This window comes from Micromonospora sp. NPDC005257 (assembly GCF_042872445.1).
Taxonomy (GTDB): domain Bacteria; phylum Actinomycetota; class Actinomycetes; order Mycobacteriales; family Micromonosporaceae; genus Micromonospora.
In genome coordinates this window covers 1-15,911 of sequence record NZ_JBIAKL010000001.1, presented here as the reverse complement: position 1 = coordinate 15,911, position 15,911 = coordinate 1, and the positions used below count along the sequence as shown (strand labels likewise).

The following is a 15,911-nucleotide window of genomic DNA, read 5'->3' as shown; positions in this document are numbered from 1 at the left end:
AGGATGCAGCAGTTGTTACGGTGACAGGACTGGGCGTCGATGATGATCGCTGGCCACCGCAACCTTGTGGCGACCGGTGAGCAGCACACTGGGCGTGCGGAGGAAGGCACGTGACACCATTGCCGAGCCGACGTCCCGACGACCACCGACCGCTTCTATTGGATGAGTTTCGACTTCGTCGCCTGATCCGGTCAGCTGAACAACCCGGCGACCTTCTCGACGACATCCGTCATGTCGGCGATCACCGGCAGGGCTGCGACAGTGCCCGCCCAGAGTGTCTTGAGGATAGCCTTTCGCGGCACGGGTTGAGCGAGCTCCTGCGTCATCGCATCAAAATTTTCGGCGGCCTCGCTGTTCCCGGATTGCTCGATGACCTCGGCGACGCGCTTGAGCGCGTCCGCGATATCGGCCTGACCGCCGTCCTGCAATTTGTTCATGGAGTTCGACAGGAAGCTCCGGTTGATGATCGTGGCACCCTGCCCGATGTTGTTGAAGATGTCGCCGGTCATTTCTAGTCCTTCGTGTCGACTGTGGGATGAGATGGTCACTTCGCTGTCCTTGATGACGTACGTTGCACTCCCGATCGTCTGCCGCAGACCGTCGACGTGGGGTTCCATGGCGGCGAGGGCTGGATCGCCGGTCGTCGAGACGAGTTCGCCCAGAATGTCCAGCGACTTCGCCAGTAGGGTAAACATCATCGCGCGCTCGTTCTCCGAGTCAGCCATGGCCGGGCTCCGGGTCCTCACTAACAGCCGGCGGCCGGCGGAGCATGGCGAGGTTATTGCGTGTCGCCAACGTTTGTGGGTGGTCAGGACCGAGAATCCGCTCCCGCAAGGCGAGCACCTGCCCGAACAGAGCAGAGGCTTCGGCCTCCCGGCCTATCTGCTGGTAGGAGGCGGCAAGGTTGGCCAGTGCGGTCAGCGTTTGCGGGTTCTCGGGACCTAGAACTCTCTGGCTGTCCGCGATTACGCCTTCGAGTGCAGTGATTGCCTCCTCGACACGGCCGACCTGCTGGTAGGCCACGGCGAGGTTTGCCCGGACGGTCATCGTTCTCGGGTGGCCATGGCCGAGCGTCCGCTCGCTGTCGAAGAGAACATGCTCCAGCTGGGCAATGGCCTCCGCGGAACGACCGATCCGCTGATAGGAGGCGGCGAGGTTAGCCCGTGTGGTAAGCGTGTCCGGATGGTCGACGCCGAGGATGCGCTGACGCCCGGCCAGGGCATTCTCGAGGAGGGCGATAGCCTCGCTGTAGCGGCCGTCCTGTTGGTAGCTGGTGGCGAGATTCGCCCGTGTGGTGAGCGTGTCCGGGTGGTCGGAGCCGAGGACGCGTTCGCGATCGGCGAGGACTTGCTCGAAGAGTGCGATGGCCTCGCCGGTGCGGCCAGCCTGCCAGAAGGAGACGGCGAGGTTGGCGCGGGCCGTGAGCGTGTCCGGGTGGTCGGGCCCGAGGAGGCGTTCCCGGTCGGCGAGCACTCCGACCTCCATCTCCATTGCCTTCTCGGCGTTACCCTCCTGCTGGTAAGAGACGGCGAGGTTGGCCCTGACGGTGAGCGTCTGCGGGTGGTCGGTGCCCAGGACGCGTTCGCCGTGGACCAGGAGTCTCTCGAACAGGATGACCGCGTCGCGGGTGCTACCGGCCTGTTGGTACGCGCTGGCCAGGCCCGCCAGCGCGGTCAGCGTCTGCGGGTGGTCGGTGCCGAGAACGCGTTCGCAGTCGGCGTGGAGCTGCTGCCAGGCGGCGGTGGCCTCCCGCGTGCGTCCAGTCTGCTGGTAGGCGGTGGCCAGATCGGCGCGTGCGGTCAGGGTCCTCAAGTGATTGGGCCCCAGAATGCGCCCACTGTCCGCCACCACTCGCTCGAACACGGCGATTGCGGCACTGACGTTGCCCTGATACTGCACGTAGATCCCGGCACCTCGCCGGAGGCCCAGCACGGCTTCCGACAAGTGGTCGTCCGGCATGTGCTCGGTCAGTGCCAGAATGTGCGGCAACAGAGCGGCCCACTTCGGCCATCCCGCGACATCGTTCACCGGATCGGCGGGTGCTGCGTCCAGCAGGACCCGGGCTGCCGTCTCCCTCACCTCGTCCGCTCGTCCCTCGGCGGTTAGTGAGTTGCGGACGACCGACTGCACGAGCGGGTGCACCGCCACCGCATCCGACGTGCGTGTCACCATCGAGTACGACGCCAGCACCGTCACGGCCTCGTACACCTCGGCCGGATCCTCCACGAGCGACTCGAGCACACTTTCGGGGAGCGGGTCGGAGCTTAGCCAGGACATCGTCTCCAGTACCCGGATGGCCAGCGGTGATCTATGCGTGACGGCGGCGAGGGTCACCGACCACACTGTGGCGAGGGCCTCCTGACGGTCGAAGCCCTCCCCGGCGACCCGATCGAACCGGTTGGCCAGCGCACTCTCATAGTCACCGTAAGTAAGGCCACGCTCGGCGACATAGGCCGCAGCCAACTCCAGCGCGAGCGGTAGACCGCCCAACGCGCGTGCCAGCCGGTCCGCACCCTGTGGATCGTCGAGCCCAGCCAACTCGTCCATTAGGTGCGCTGCGGCCAGGGGATCCAGAACGTCGAGATGCAGGGTCTTGAGTCCCAGCTTGCGCCACCGCGCTCCCAGATCCCGGCGTGTCGTCACTAGCACGTCGCCGCAGCCGGCGAGAAGGCCGAGGAGCTCCGCGATGTCGGCAGCCTCCTCCACGTCATCCAGGATCAACAACCATCCGCTGTTCATCTGCAACCAGCCAAGCGCCCATTCCGTTGCGTCGGCCAACGTCGCTACTGGATGCAGTCGCCTGGTCAGTGCCGCGAGACCCAGAGCGATCGACTGCGGGCTGTCCGCGGTCACCCACCACAGCAGCGAGTACCGGTTAAAGCTGGTGCGCGCATATTGGTTGGCGAGTTCGCTCTTGCCCACTCCGCCGAGCCCGTGGACCACGACCTGAGCCGCGCCGGTCTCGCCGAATAGATCATCGAGGGCGCCGATGTCACGACCCTCAAAGACGGCTGCGGCTGGCGGAAGGTTGTGCAGGGTCCGCACCAGGCCGGTGGCCCGCGGATGCACCAAGCTGAGGTTGACCTGCGAGTTGTTGGAACCGACCTGGACGCCGACGCTGCCGCTGACCGACACGTCATATGCCCGGCCGGGGGGCCCGGATGTCATGAGTTCAGTGTCCAGTTAGGCGGCGGGCTTGTCACCCGGACCGTCATCAGGATGGGCGGATCGGGGTGACCCCGTCGGCGCTGATGATCAGAGCAATGCGGCTTCTCCAAGCATGACCATCGTCATCGGAATCAGCCTGGTGTACTGCCCAGGCAGGTTGGTTGAGGTCGTGTGACGACACGGCGTAGATAGACGTGATGACGAAGGCCTCCGGTTGTGGAGTGGAGCTGTCTAGGAACCGCTCCGGCAACAGGAGGCCTTCGTGTCCCACGCTAACGCCGCTCTGACTCCTCGTGCACGTCTTCGCCTGGCGCGTCTGATCGTGGATGAGGGGTGGCCGGTCGCCCGGGCCGCAGAACGCTATGACGTGTCCTGGCCGACCGCGAAACGGTGGGCCGTGCGCTATGCCGAGCTCGGCGCCGACGCGATGGCCGACCGGTCGTCACGGCCGCACCACAGCCCGACTCGCACGCCGCAACCGGTTGTCCGCAAGGTCGTGCACCTGCGATGGAAGCACCGTCTGGGGCCGGTGCAGATCGCCGGCCGCCTCGGCATGCCCGCCTCGACCGTGCACGCGGTGCTGACCCGTTGCCGGGTGAACCGGTTGTCGCACATCGATCGGCGCACCGGCGAACCGGTGCGCCGCTACGAACACGACCACCCGGGCGCGATGCTGCACATCGACGTCAAGAAGCTCGGCCAGATCCCCGACGGCGGCGGATGGCGTTACGTCGGTCGGGTCCAGGGCCAGCGCAACCGAGAAGCCACCGCACGGCGCACCGGCACCCGTAACCACCACTGGGAACCACGGGTCGGGACCGCGTTCGTGCACACCGTCGTCGATGACCACTCACGGGTCGCCTACGCCGAGATCCGCGACGACGAGAAAGCCGCCACCGCCATCGACGTGCTCCACCACGCGCTCGCCTGGTTCGCCGCCAGAGGCGTCACCGTTGAGCGGGTGCTGACCGACAACGGCTCCGCCTACAAGTCCTACGCCTGGCGCGACGCCTGCACCGAACTCGGCGTCACCCCGAAGAAGACCCGCCCCTACCGACCCCAGACCAACGGCAAGGTCGAACGCTTCCACCGAACCCTCACCGACGGCTGGGCCTTCGGCCGGTTCTACACCTCCGAAGCAGCCCGACGGAAAGCCCTACCCGCCTGGCTGCATCACCACCGGCCCCACACCGCTACCGGCGGCAAACCGCCCATCACAAGGTTGACCAACGTCCCTGGGCAGTACAACGCGCACGAGCCGGACCGCCAGCGGCCGGGTCCGGTGCTTCAGGAGGTCTTCGTACAACCGATCGTCCTCTAACAGGCGAAAGACCGCCTGTTACCAACGCCCGCGATTGGACATCTTGCGCCGCCACTCATCGCCAATCTCGCCTTGTTGACAAAACGCTCATAGATACCAAAAAGGCTTGCCTTGCCCCACTTGGTAGAGTCCCTTGCGTGGAGGGAAGCAGTCAGATTCAGGCTATTGTCTTCGACGCAAACGTCTTTGGCGGGAACGTCGAGCCAAACATGACAACGATTGAGAACTGGGCTGAAGCCTGCGAGCGGCATGACGCCGAACTATGGATCCCAGAGGTGGTCGCGTGGGAACTGGCTCAGCGCGTAGTGCACGAGTGTGAGCAACTCGCTCGCCAGATCCAGACACACAACGGAAAGCGCCGGAAATGGGGCTTCCCGCAGGCCGCCGAGCCTCCGCTCATCAATGAGCTTCAAGTAATCAGAAGGATTGGAAGAGCCGGGGCAATTATAGTGCCCCTGGAAGGCGAAGCAGCAGTCGCCGCCATCCGCGACCAAGTCCTGCTTCGGGGTGCAGGGTCTCGCAAGAAAGATGTCAAAACAGGCGCAGCAGACAGCGCTTGGATTCGTTCCGTCATCGAACATAACAACGGAGAATCTGACGGGCTAATCTTGGTTTCGGGTGACACCCGAGCCATTATTGCGACATGTCAGTCACTAGACGTTCAAGTGCCTGAAATTGCCTCGAGCCTTGGCGAGATCCGCCACCTGCTCGATGAGACCGTAGAAGCGACTGAACAGCAGCGCACAAGCTTTGTTTCCTCAATCACTCACCTGTTCTCACAACAGGGATTATCGGCGTCGGACCTGACAAGCATCGCGGACCTGAGCCGCCCTCACAATTGGTGGTCGATTGATTTGGGGATGAGCTCAGATGATAACTGGGAGTTCCAGGATTCATCGCTCCAGGTCGAGAGAGTAGAGTTTGTCGGCCCAATTCAGTATGACGCATGGTCGGAATCCACTGCCGGGCAAGTTCGCATCGAAGTTGAAGTGGAAGAGCAGTATGCTCGACAAGACCGCTGGGGTGATTCCCCCGAGTATCGCAACTTTTACTACGGGGCGTGGATTCAAGGCGAGATCGCCCTATTCGATGGCCAAGAGCCTACTCTTGAATCCATCGAGCTAGCGGAGGCGGAGTTCGGAACCAATCCGGAATCCGTCTATTCGCAAGCAATATAATTGCTTCAATTAACCCCACCATCCTCCGCCCAAATACAGGGCTCTCACTTCACCAATGGCCTACGAATTGCAGCCACCGATCGACTCCAGCTCCTGACCGCGACGATCTTTACGACGTCGCCGGTCTTTGGAGCCTGAACGAGGTATTGCATTCCCCGCTGACTGGTTCCGATATACATGCCGACGTGACCGGGCCGGGACATCGAGCCGTCGGAGCCCGGAATGAAGATCAGATCACCGGGCTGCATCGCCGCCAGCGACAGGACAGCAATGCCTGTGTGTACCTGGTCGGCGGTCACGCGGGGAAGCCGGACCCCGCCCTTGGCCCAGGCGGCCATCATCAGGCCCGAGCAGTCGTAGCTATCGGGTCCTTCGGCGCCCCAGACGTACGGCTTGCCTCGCTGAGCAAGCGCGAACGCGACGACGCTCCGGAGCTGCGGGTCCGCCGGCAGCAGGAAGCCCTCGGGAAGCCCCTCGTCGTCCACCGGCGGCATCCCGTCGCCGCCGTCACTGATACAGACGACGCCCAGCCCGTCGCTGATGACGGTGACCAACTGCTCGGCCTCGGACTGCCACCTCGCGTACGCGTCAGGGAACGCCGAATGCTGCACCGCTTGCGCCACCTCGGTAAGTGGCATGGTCTGCCAGCCGTCGACGTCGAGCAGGCGCTCGTAGAACTTCCGGCTGGCGTATCGGGGATTCAGGATCTGCTCCGGCGTCCCCCAGCCCTGGCTCGGACGCTGCTGGAACAGGCCGAGTGAGTCGTGGTCGTTGTCCGCGCCGAGGTGGCCGAGGTTGCGCAAGGTGGATTCCTGCATCGCGGTGGCAACGGCGATCTCCCAGCCGTAGCGCGGCACCTGCATCTCAGCGCCGACGGACACAATGGTGGCGGCATTGCCGACCTGCTCGGAGCTCCACGTGCCCCGACTGGGCCAGACCGCGGGCCCAGTCGTCGCGCCGGGCGAGGCACTGGGCGAGCTGATGGTGCAGGCCATCGCGGGGTCTGCGCTCAGGACCGAGACCGGGACTATTACAACGAGCGCCAGCGACGTCAGAACAACGACGACGAGTCCGCCCGCCACGATCAGCCAGCGGCGGGTCATCGCAGACTGACCAGGCGGATCTCGTAGCTGGCGACTCGCCAGCCGGGACCGCCCGGGCTGCCGGAGCGCGAGCGGCAGTCGACGGTGCTGTACTCGGTCCGGTCGCGCCAGCCATCTTCGCCCACTGGGGTCGATTTCACTCGGTAGGCCCGCCCGGCGTTGATCCCGTCGTCCGCCGCCGTTGGCGTGTCGACGAAGGGCGTCACGACGGCCTGAACGTAGGCGCGGTGAGCGGTCCAGGTCGTCCAGCGGCCGTCGTGGTCCGCGGCGGCGCTCTGGCTGGCCAGGGTGCCGCTGGCGAAGCGCATGGCCCTCCGGTAGACGTCATCCGGCCGCGCGTCGCGGCGTGTGTCGGCGCTGTAGAGGGACGTCGCGAACCGTTGAGACACCCGGCCCGGCTCCGCATACGAGAAGCCGTGCTGCATAGGTGGCGGCACCGAGACCGCCACGATGGTCGGCCCGGGAACGGCCGAGCCTCCGCCGGCGCTTGGTTCGGTCGGTGTCGGCTCGGTCTTAGCGCCGCCGGTAACGGCCAGCGCTACGACCCTAGCCACCGCGACTCGTTGTGGCGCATTCATGGCACGACCGTGTCGAGCCGCCGGGGCCGTTACCGCTGCCGTCCGCCGCCGCCGGAACCGGTAGCGGAGGCGACCACTCCGGCATCAACTCTGCCGTCAGCAGCTCCTGGCCAGGGTCCGTGGCAGATGCCCGCCTGGGTGTCCTGACCGTCAGGAGATTGCTGTGCTTGCTCACTACCTCGCCAGCGCCGCGGCCGAGCTGTTGGCCGCTCCGACTCCGGCTCCTTCCCCTCCGCCGGGCTTGGAGAGCGCGGGCAACATGTTCATCGGCTGGATGAAGTGGATCCTCATCGTTGCGGGCGTCGGTGGTCTGCTCATCTGCGGGATCATGATGGCCGTCGGTCGACGCAACCGGTCGGCGTTCGCTGCCGACGGCGCCGCCGGCATCCCGTGGGTGTTGGCGGGCCTGACGTGCGGGGCGGTTGCGGCCGTCGTGGTCGGCACGGTTATCCCGGGCTGAGTCATGACCTACGACGTCATCGATCACGCCCGCCGCGCCACGCGCCGCCGGCTCACCACCATTTGTCTGACCGCGGTGGCACTGACCGCCGTCGTGGCCGCAGCCATGATGGCCACTACCGCCCCGGATCGGCCTGCCGACTCACCCTCGGGTGGCGCGATGTCGACCTTCGCCGTCACTGGCGTGATCCCCGGTAGCGAGACGCAGAGGATCACCGATCTCGAGTGGGTCGACGTCGCCGGTGTCTCGGTGCCCGTGTCGAGCCACTCCGGTCCGCGCATCACCAGCGGAGGGCAGGCGCGCGGGTTCGCGCATGACCAGGTCGGTGCGCTGCTCGCCGCCGTGCACATCGTCGTACGCATCAACCCGCAGGTCGGCCCGGCGGTCTTCGAACCGACGCTGCGCGACCAGGTGGTCGGGCCCGATGCAGCCGCGATGCGGGTCCAAGTAGCGCAGGCGTACGACGAGCTCCGCGCACAACCGGACGGGCAGCCTCTCGGACGCTTGAACGCCATCCTGCGGGGCTACCGCATCGTCAGCTACCGCGACGACGAGGCGGCCGTGCGGCTGCTGACCGAGGCGCCAGGCGTAAACGGCGTACCGCTGTCGGTGATCGCCGAGGTGCGCGCGCGCTGGACCGGTTCCGACTGGGCGCTGCTGGCGCCCGCGGGCGGGACGTTCGACCAAACCGTGCTGGCCGCGTCGGACGCCGATACCGCGACGTTTCTTCCCTTCGGCGTAGGTGGGTGACCTGATGCCGCTCTGCAATCCGTTCCTACCTATGACCTGCTCCGGCGTCATTGGCGGTGGCGTCAACCCGGGCGCCGCGGTCCGCGACTCGATGGTCAGCGCGATCCTCGATGGGCTGGCCAACGCCGTCCGTGAAGGCATCGAGTGGGTCGCCGGTCTGCTGACCAGCTGGACGCTGATCCCCTCGAACAACCTGTGCCCGACCAGCGGCTCGGACCCAGGGCAGTGGGCCTCCGACTGGATGACCCAGTGCAACTCCGCCGGAGGCCCGGCGCAGCAGCTACGCGGCTTCATGCTGCCGATGACGATCCTGGTCCTGGTCGCCGGCCTGGTCTGGCAAGGCATCACCATCGTCGTCAGCCGCCGGGGCGAGCCGCTTCTTCAGGCCGTGCGCGGCGTCTGGAACACCGCGCTGTGGGGCAGCATCGGCGTCGCCGGAACCCACCTGGTCCTCAAGGCCGGGGACAGCTACTCGATGTGGCTGCTCAACGAGGCGATATTCAAGGAGTCCAGCAAGCCACCCAACGAGGCGATGACCACGGCGCTCGGCGGAGTGTTGCTCCCCGGCGCGACGGTGGCGCCGTTCGTGATGATCCTCGTCGGCATCGTGGTCATCCTCGCCGCCGTCGTGCAGACCATCCTGATGGTCTTCCGGGAAGGCTCGGTGGTCATCTTGGCCGGGCTGCTGCAGCTGGCCGCGGCCGGATCCGTCACCCGGGGCACGAGCCAGTGGCTGCACAAGACCCTCGGCTGGTCGCTGGCGCTCGCGCTGTACAAGCCGGCGGCGGTGTCGGTGTACGCCACCTCGTTCGTGATGATGCGCGGCAACGGACGGGACTGGCTGATGGGCCTCGGCATGCTCGCCCTGTCGGTGATCGCCCTGCCAGCGCTGATGAAGTTCTTCACCACCTTCACCGGCGGCGTCGCCTCCGCAGGCGGAGGACTCGGCATGGCCGGCGCCGGCGCGGCGGCCGGTCTGCATGCTGCGTCGTCGGTGCGCGGGGCGGTCGGTGGCCATAGCGCCGGCGATCACGCCCGCTACCTCGACTCGCGGGGGCCTGGTAGCGGCGGGGGCGGCGGTCCGAGCGGGGCGGCAACGGTCCCGTCGGCGCCCGCGCCCACGAGCGGACCCGGCGGTACGAGCGGCAGCGCACCGAAGGTGGTGAACGGCACCCTCGTCGGCGGTCCACCCGGGCCGGCAACACCCGCAGCGACCGGGCCGACCGCTGCCAGCACTACCGCTACCGCCGGTGGTAGCGCCGCTGCCGGGGCCGGTGCGGCGGGAGCGGCGACCGGGCCGGCGGCACCGGTAGTCATCGGCACCGTGCTGGCCGCTCAGGCCGGTGCCGCAGCCGCGAAGGCCGGCGCGAACACCGCCGGTTCGGCGATGCGGGACGGGAGCTCACTGTCGTGAGCAGCGATCAGGCACAGGTACGCACGTACGGCGGTTGGCGACGCGCTCGCGGCATGGGCCTGTTCGGTCTCGGGCCGATGCAGACGTTCACGGTGCTCGCGGCGATCACCGCGCTGATTGTCTCCGGCTCGCTCGGGTTACGGGCGTTAGCCGTTACCGCCGGGCCGTGTGCGCTGCTGGTAGCGCTGTTGGTGCTGCGGTGGGACGGGGTGCCGCTGTCGGCTGGGATCGCCCAGCGGGTGCGATGGCTGGTCGGCACGAGCCGCGGCTACACCTCGTACCGCTCCGGGGTCATGGTGGCCGGCGAGCACGCCTGGCAGCTGCCGGGCGTGCTCGCGCCCACCACCCTGCTGACCGTCGCCGACGAGAGCGGCGGCGGGTACGCGGTGGTCTACAACCGGCGGCTGGGCACTATGACGGTGACGCTGCGCTGCGCGGCGACCTCGACCTGGCTGGCCGATCCGGACGCCAGCGCGACGTGGGTGGCCAACTGGGGCGGCTGGCTGGCGAACCTGGGCTACCTGCCGATCGTCGACCACGTCGCGGTCACCGTGGACACCGCGCCGGATCCCGGTTCCCGGCTGGCGGATCACGTCAGCCGGCGGATCGTGCCGCACGGGCCGGCGTCGGCCCGGCGAGTGCTGCAACGGCTGGTGGAGGTGTCGCCGGCGGCCGCCGCCGACGTGGAGACCCGGGTATCGGTGACGTTCAAGCCCGGCTCCTCCCCCAGCAAGCCCAAGAACCTCGACGAGGCCCTGGACGAGATCAGCCGAACCCTGCCAGGTCTGCAGGACTCCCTGGGCAGCTGCGGCCTGACCGTGCTCGACCGGGCCAGCGCCGACATCATCTCGGGCGTCGTGCGGACGGCGTTCGACCCGGCCGCCCGCGGCGACGTCGCCCGACTCGCCGCGACGCCCGGGCTCGACCTGGGCCGGTGGGTGGACTGGGACACCGCCGGACCGGTGATGGCCGAGGAACACCTCGACCGGTACGTCCACGACTCCGGCACGTCCGTGTCGTGGGCGTGGCACGAGGCACCACGTCAGCACGTGCACGCCGACGTCCTCGCCCGGCTACTCGCCCCCGGCCCGTACCCGAAGCGGGTGTCCCTGCTCTACCGGCCCTTCCCCGCCGGGGAGGCCGCGCGGATCGTCGAGAGCGAGGTCAACGCCGCGGCGTTCCGTGCGGCGTACCACCGGGCGCAGAAGCGCGACGAGTCCGCCCGCGACCACGCCGACCGGGAACGGGCCCTGCAGACCGCCCGCGAGGAAGCGACCGGCTCCGGGGTGGGGCTGATGTCGCTGTTCGTCACCACCACCGTGGTCGGTGCCGAGGACCTGGGGCGGGCTGTCGCCGACGTCGAGTCCCGCGCCGACGTAACCAAGATCCGGCTACGGCGGCTGCGCGCCAGCCAGGCCGTCGGCTTCGCCACCACCCTGCCGTGCGGCGTGTGCCCACCGCAGCTGGCCCGTCACTGGCCCCACTGACCTCACCAGGAGACACCCGATGCAGAGTACTGTTACCGCCCCTGCCTGGGGCATGCGGGCGCCCGGCGCCGGCCGGGCGAGCCACATCGCCCCCGGCATGGAGTACCAGGGCACCACCGTCCAGCTGTGCGGCTTGTTCCCCTTCGTCGCCGGCTCCGGGGCGCCCACCATCGGGGTGCCGATCGGGCGGCACATGCTGTGGGGCGAGGTCGTCTGCCTCGACCCCCTCGAATGGCTCCGCGAAGGCCTCATCACCAACCCCGGCGTGTTCGTCCTCGGCCAGCCCGGCGTCGGCAAGTCCACCGTGGTCAAAAGGCTCATCACCGGCATGACCGGCTTCGGCACCAGCGCGCTGATCCTCGGGGACACCAAACCCGACTACACCCGGCTCGTCGAGCACCTCGGCGGCCAGGTCATCCGGATCGGACGCGGCCTGGACCGGCTCAACCCGCTGGACTCCGGCCCGTTGGGCAGCGCGCTCGCCCGCATGGGCACAGCCGACGCCCGACAGCTGCGGCTGGAGATCCGCGGCCGGCGCATGTCCCTGCTGCTGGCGCTGTGCGCCCTCGTCCGCGGGCAGGCGCTGAACAACACCGAGGAGATCATCCTCGGCCGTGCGGTCGACGTACTCGCTGAACGTCTCGACCGCGACCCGACGGTGCCGGACGTGCTGAGCCTGGTCGAAGCCGGCGCCGACGAGCTGCAGGCCGCGGCCCGGGCACGCACCGACGGCGAGTACCGCCGCCGCGTCGACCAGCTGGTACCCACGCTGGCGCTGCTGTGCGAAGGCAGCCTGCGCGGAGTCTTCGACGGCCCCACCACCAGACCGCTGGACCTGGACGCACCAGCCGTCAGCGTCGACATCTCCCAGGTCGCCGCCGCCGGCGACCAGCTCGTCGCCGCGGCGATGCTGTGCACCTGGGCGTACGGCTTCGGCATGGTCGACGCCGCGTCCGTGCTGGCCGACCAAGGCCTGGCGCCGCGCCGGCAGTACCTCGGCGTCATGGACGAGCTATGGCGGGCACTGCGCGGCGCATCCGGACTGGTCGAGCACGCCGACGCGCTCACCCGGCTCAACCGGCAGCGCGGCATGGCCAGCGTGATGGTCACCCACTCCCTCGCCGACCTCGACGCCCTCCCCACACCCGAGGACCGCGCCAAGGCGCAGGGCTTCATCGAACGCTCCGCCATCAAAATCCTCGCCGGCCTGCCGCCACGCGAGCTGAACCGCGTCAACGACGTCATCAAACTGTCCGGCCCGGAGCGCGAGCTGGTGGCGTCCTGGGCCGCACCGGAGGCCTGGTTCGCCGGCTCCGTACACCCCGGCCGGGGCAAGTACCTGATCAAGACCGGTGAGCGCAACGGACTGCCGGTGTCGCTGACCCTCGTCGGTGAGGAATGGGAGCTCTACGACACCGACGCGGCGATCCGGCAGGTGCAGCCATGAGCACCCGGCCGGTCGAACCGCGCGGCAACGCCGGCGGACCACTCACCCCGTTCCTGATGCTCGGCCTCGTGTGGGCGGGGATCGCGCTGATGTGGCTGTCCTGGCTGGCAGGGCGAACCGCCGCCGCCGTGACCGGGCGGCCCGGCACCGGCATGGGCTTCGGGTCCGCGTACCTGGAGCACCTACTGCGCGCCGACTGGGCCGCACTCTGGCCCGGGGTCTCGCCCACCGCGGTCGGTGTCGTTTACGCGGTGCTGCTGCTGATGCTGGTCGGCGTGGTCAGCGTCGCGGCGGTGTGGTGGCAGGGGCACAGACCCGACGCGGGGGACCCGCTGCCGTCGCTGGCCGGCCCGCCCGAGGTACGGGCGATGACGCTGTCGGCGGTCGCCGCCAAGGCCCGCCGCCTGCGACCCGGTCTGGCCGACGTGCCGGTGAAGGCACTCTCGGCCGAAGCGGCCGGGGTCGTGCTCGGTGCGCACCGGCGGCGGCGTGGCTCGGGTCCTCGGCTCTACTCCTCCTGGGAAGACGTCATCCTCGCGGTGATGGCACCCCGCGCCGGAAAGACCACCGCCCTGGCCGTGCAGTCGATCCTCAACGCCCCAGGGGCCGCGCTCGCCACCAGCAACAAACCCGACCTCTGGGCCACCACGGCCACCGCCCGGGCCGAGCGCGGCACCGTGTGGGTGTTCGACCCGCAGTCCATCGCCCATGTACCGCAGGACTGGTGGTGGAACCCCCTCGCCGCGGTGGAGGACGTCGAGGACGCCCACCGGCTAGCCAACCATTTCGTCCAACAGGTCCGCAGCACCCAGGGCAGCGACGACTTCTGGATCCAGGGAGCGCTGGACCTGCTCACGTCGCTGATCCTCGCCGCCGCGATCGAGGGCCGCACCCTGACCTCGGTGCAGGCGTGGCTGTCGGACTCCACCTCCCGCGAGCCGGCCACCATCCTCAAGAGCCACGGCTTCGGCGCCTCCGCCCGAGCGATGTCCGGCCGCCAGGCCGGTGCCCCCGAGACGCGCGAAGGGCTCTACGAGACCGCCCGCACCGCCGCAGCCTGCCTCGCCAACCCCACCATCATGGCCTGGGTCACTCCACCGGACCGGCCACTACCCGCGCTGGACGTCGAAGCGCTCGTCGAGAGCACCGACACGCTCTACCTGCTGTCCAAGGATGGCGCGGGTGCCGCGGCGCCGCTCGTCGCCGGCCTCACCGACCAGGCGCTGCGCGCCGCGGTCACCGTCGCCGAAGCCCACGGAGGCCGGCTCGACCCGCCACTGATCGCCTGCCTCGACGAAGCCGCGAACATCTGCAAAATCAGGGACCTGCCGGAGCTGTACAGCCACTTCGGCAGCCGCGGCATCATCCCGCTGACCATCCTGCAGTCCTACCGCCAAGGCACCCGCGTCTGGGGCGATCACGGCATGGACGCCCTCTGGTCCGCAGCCACGGTCAAGCTGGTCGGCGCCGGCATCGACGACGCACGCTTCGCCGAAGACCTGTCCCGGCTCATCGGCGAACACGACGTCACCATCGCCTCCCGCAGCCGCGACGGGCAAGGCCGCACGTCGTACCAGACGTCCGTGCGTCGGCAGCGGATCCTCGACGCCGCGCAGATCCGGGCGTTACCGAAGGGCACGGCGCTGCTGTTCGCCACCGGCGTCAAGGTGGCCATGCTCGAATTGCTGCCCTGGTACGACGAGCCGAGCGCCGAGCGGCTGACCAGCGCCGTCGCCGCCTCCATAGCAGAGATGACCCGGCATGCGGAGCACTCCCGTGCCGCGCGGCGGGTTCGGATGGCGCAACGCTCCTGGCGGGGTTGGGACCGCTGAAGCTAGCTTGGATTTCGGAGGTAGTCCATGGGCGCACCTCGACTCACTCCCCCGTCCTCCTCGACCGAGGGCCTCGGGCTCGACGTCGGACGGCTGATCGCGGCCGTCGAAGCCGCAGTCACGTACTACCGCGACCAACTCGCCCACGCCGACGGCCCCCGCGCGTACCTCGCCGATCGTGGCCTCGGTGTAATCGCTGAGCGGGAGTGGCCGTGGCGGATCGGGTACGCCCCAGCTGGCCGGACCTCGCTGACGCGTCACCTGCGTGCGGTTGGCTTCAGTGACGATGAACTGGTCGGTGCGGGGCTCTCGAGGCGCGACCGAGCAGGGCGGCTCATCGATATGTTCCGGGACCGGATCGTGTTTCCGGTACGAGATCCTTTCGGGCATGCAGTGGCGTTTCTGGGGCGCGCCGGACCTGGCGCCGGTGACGGGGTGCCGAAGTACATCAACAGCCCCGAGAGTGCGATCTACGACAAGGGGCGGCTGCTGTTCGGGATGGCGGAGCAGCAGGATCGCCTCGATGCACGGTGGATGCCGGTGCTGGTTGAAGGGCCGGCGGATGTCCTCGCGGTCTGGCTGTCCTACTCACGATCGCACAGGCAGGGTGCGGTGGCCCTCGCGCCTTGCGGCACCATGCTGACCGGTTACCAGGCCACGATTCTGCGGGAGTTGCCCGGTGCAGCAGCCGGCATTGTGGCGGCGTTCGACGCGGACCCGGCCGGTCGTGACGCAGTGGATCGGGCCTGGCAAGTGCTCCGGCAGCCTCGGGTGCCTGAGCCGTTACTGGTGGCTGGGTTCGCCGCAGGTGTTGACCCGGCGGACCTACTGCGACGGCCGAACGGGAGGGCCCAGTTGCGGGTTGCGTTGCAAGGGCGAGCACGGCCGATGCTCGATGCAGTAATTGATCACCGGCTCGCACGGCTCGTCAAACGGCATCCACGTCTGCTGGAGGACATCGACGGCAGGTGCGCCGCAGTGCATGCTCTCGTGCCGCTGCTTTTTGACGCGGCGAGCCCGGACCAGGCAGTCCGCGTCGGGCGACGCATCGCCACCCTCACCGGGGTCGGGGCCGACACAGGGCCCCGGCAAAGTCGTCAGGTGACGCCGAGGAGTGCCAGTGGGCGGGTGCTGTCGCGGGCGTGATGGCGGGTGCCGGCGGCGATGTTGGTG

General features: G+C 68.4%; 13 protein-coding genes. 9 read left to right on the top strand and 4 right to left on the bottom strand.

The annotated features are described in order from the left end of the window. Positions 1–191: 191 nt before the first annotated feature. Complete coding sequence (locus tag ACFYO8_RS00065; RefSeq protein WP_387256541.1) at positions 192–725, bottom strand: hypothetical protein; 534 nt, start codon at positions 723–725, stop codon at positions 192–194. Next, positions 718–3,135 (bottom strand): tetratricopeptide repeat protein, encoded by a 2,418-nt coding sequence (locus ACFYO8_RS00060; RefSeq protein ID WP_387256540.1) that lies wholly within the window; start codon positions 3,133–3,135, stop codon positions 718–720. The genes ACFYO8_RS00065 and ACFYO8_RS00060 overlap by 8 nt, the downstream gene beginning before the upstream one ends. A gap of 295 nt (positions 3,136–3,430) precedes the next feature. Between ACFYO8_RS00060 and ACFYO8_RS00055 the strand changes: the two genes are divergently transcribed. Continuing rightward, positions 3,431–4,489, top strand: coding sequence for an IS481 family transposase (locus ACFYO8_RS00055; RefSeq protein WP_387256539.1), 1,059 nt, complete (start codon positions 3,431–3,433; stop codon positions 4,487–4,489). 137 nt (positions 4,490–4,626) lie between these two features. Beyond that, on the top strand, positions 4,627–5,667 hold the full coding sequence (locus ACFYO8_RS00050; RefSeq protein WP_387256538.1) for a hypothetical protein: 1,041 nt from the start codon (positions 4,627–4,629) through the stop codon (positions 5,665–5,667). A 44-nt stretch (positions 5,668–5,711) separates the two neighbouring features. Here the strand turns inward: ACFYO8_RS00050 and ACFYO8_RS00045 are convergent, their stop codons facing one another. Both ACFYO8_RS00045 and ACFYO8_RS00040 read right to left on the bottom strand, forming a co-directional pair. Continuing rightward, positions 5,712–6,770 (bottom strand): C40 family peptidase, encoded by a 1,059-nt coding sequence (locus ACFYO8_RS00045; protein ID WP_387256537.1) that lies wholly within the window; start codon positions 6,768–6,770, stop codon positions 5,712–5,714. Continuing rightward, on the bottom strand, positions 6,767–7,348 hold the full coding sequence (locus tag ACFYO8_RS00040) for a hypothetical protein (protein WP_387256536.1): 582 nt from the start codon (positions 7,346–7,348) through the stop codon (positions 6,767–6,769). Before ACFYO8_RS00040 ends, ACFYO8_RS00045 begins: the two co-directional genes overlap by 4 nt. Before the next feature lie 163 nt (positions 7,349–7,511). On the opposite strand from ACFYO8_RS00040, the gene ACFYO8_RS00035 reads away from it, so the two are divergent. Genes ACFYO8_RS00035 through ACFYO8_RS00005 form a run of 7 tightly spaced genes read left to right on the top strand, consistent with a single transcriptional unit; the run spans position 7,512 to position 15,884 of the window. Next, complete coding sequence (locus ACFYO8_RS00035) at positions 7,512–7,808, top strand: hypothetical protein (RefSeq protein ID WP_387256535.1); 297 nt, start codon at positions 7,512–7,514, stop codon at positions 7,806–7,808. A gap of 3 nt (positions 7,809–7,811) precedes the next feature. Next, positions 7,812–8,558, top strand: a complete 747-nt coding sequence (locus ACFYO8_RS00030; RefSeq protein ID WP_387256534.1) for a hypothetical protein — start codon at positions 7,812–7,814, stop codon at positions 8,556–8,558. A 4-nt stretch (positions 8,559–8,562) separates the two neighbouring features. Continuing rightward, positions 8,563–9,972: a hypothetical protein gene (locus ACFYO8_RS00025; protein WP_387256533.1), complete on the top strand. Its 1,410-nt coding sequence runs from the start codon at positions 8,563–8,565 to the stop codon at positions 9,970–9,972. Then, positions 9,969–11,459 (top strand): SCO6880 family protein, encoded by a 1,491-nt coding sequence (locus ACFYO8_RS00020; protein WP_387256532.1) that lies wholly within the window; start codon positions 9,969–9,971, stop codon positions 11,457–11,459. Before ACFYO8_RS00025 ends, ACFYO8_RS00020 begins: the two co-directional genes overlap by 4 nt. Before the next feature lie 19 nt (positions 11,460–11,478). Next, complete coding sequence (locus ACFYO8_RS00015; protein WP_387256531.1) at positions 11,479–12,906, top strand: hypothetical protein; 1,428 nt, start codon at positions 11,479–11,481, stop codon at positions 12,904–12,906. After that, on the top strand, positions 12,903–14,738 hold the full coding sequence (locus tag ACFYO8_RS00010; RefSeq protein ID WP_387256530.1) for a type IV secretory system conjugative DNA transfer family protein: 1,836 nt from the start codon (positions 12,903–12,905) through the stop codon (positions 14,736–14,738). Before ACFYO8_RS00015 ends, ACFYO8_RS00010 begins: the two co-directional genes overlap by 4 nt. 27 nt (positions 14,739–14,765) lie before the next feature. Continuing rightward, complete coding sequence (locus ACFYO8_RS00005; protein ID WP_387256529.1) at positions 14,766–15,884, top strand: toprim domain-containing protein; 1,119 nt, start codon at positions 14,766–14,768, stop codon at positions 15,882–15,884. Positions 15,885–15,911 lie beyond the last annotated feature (27 nt).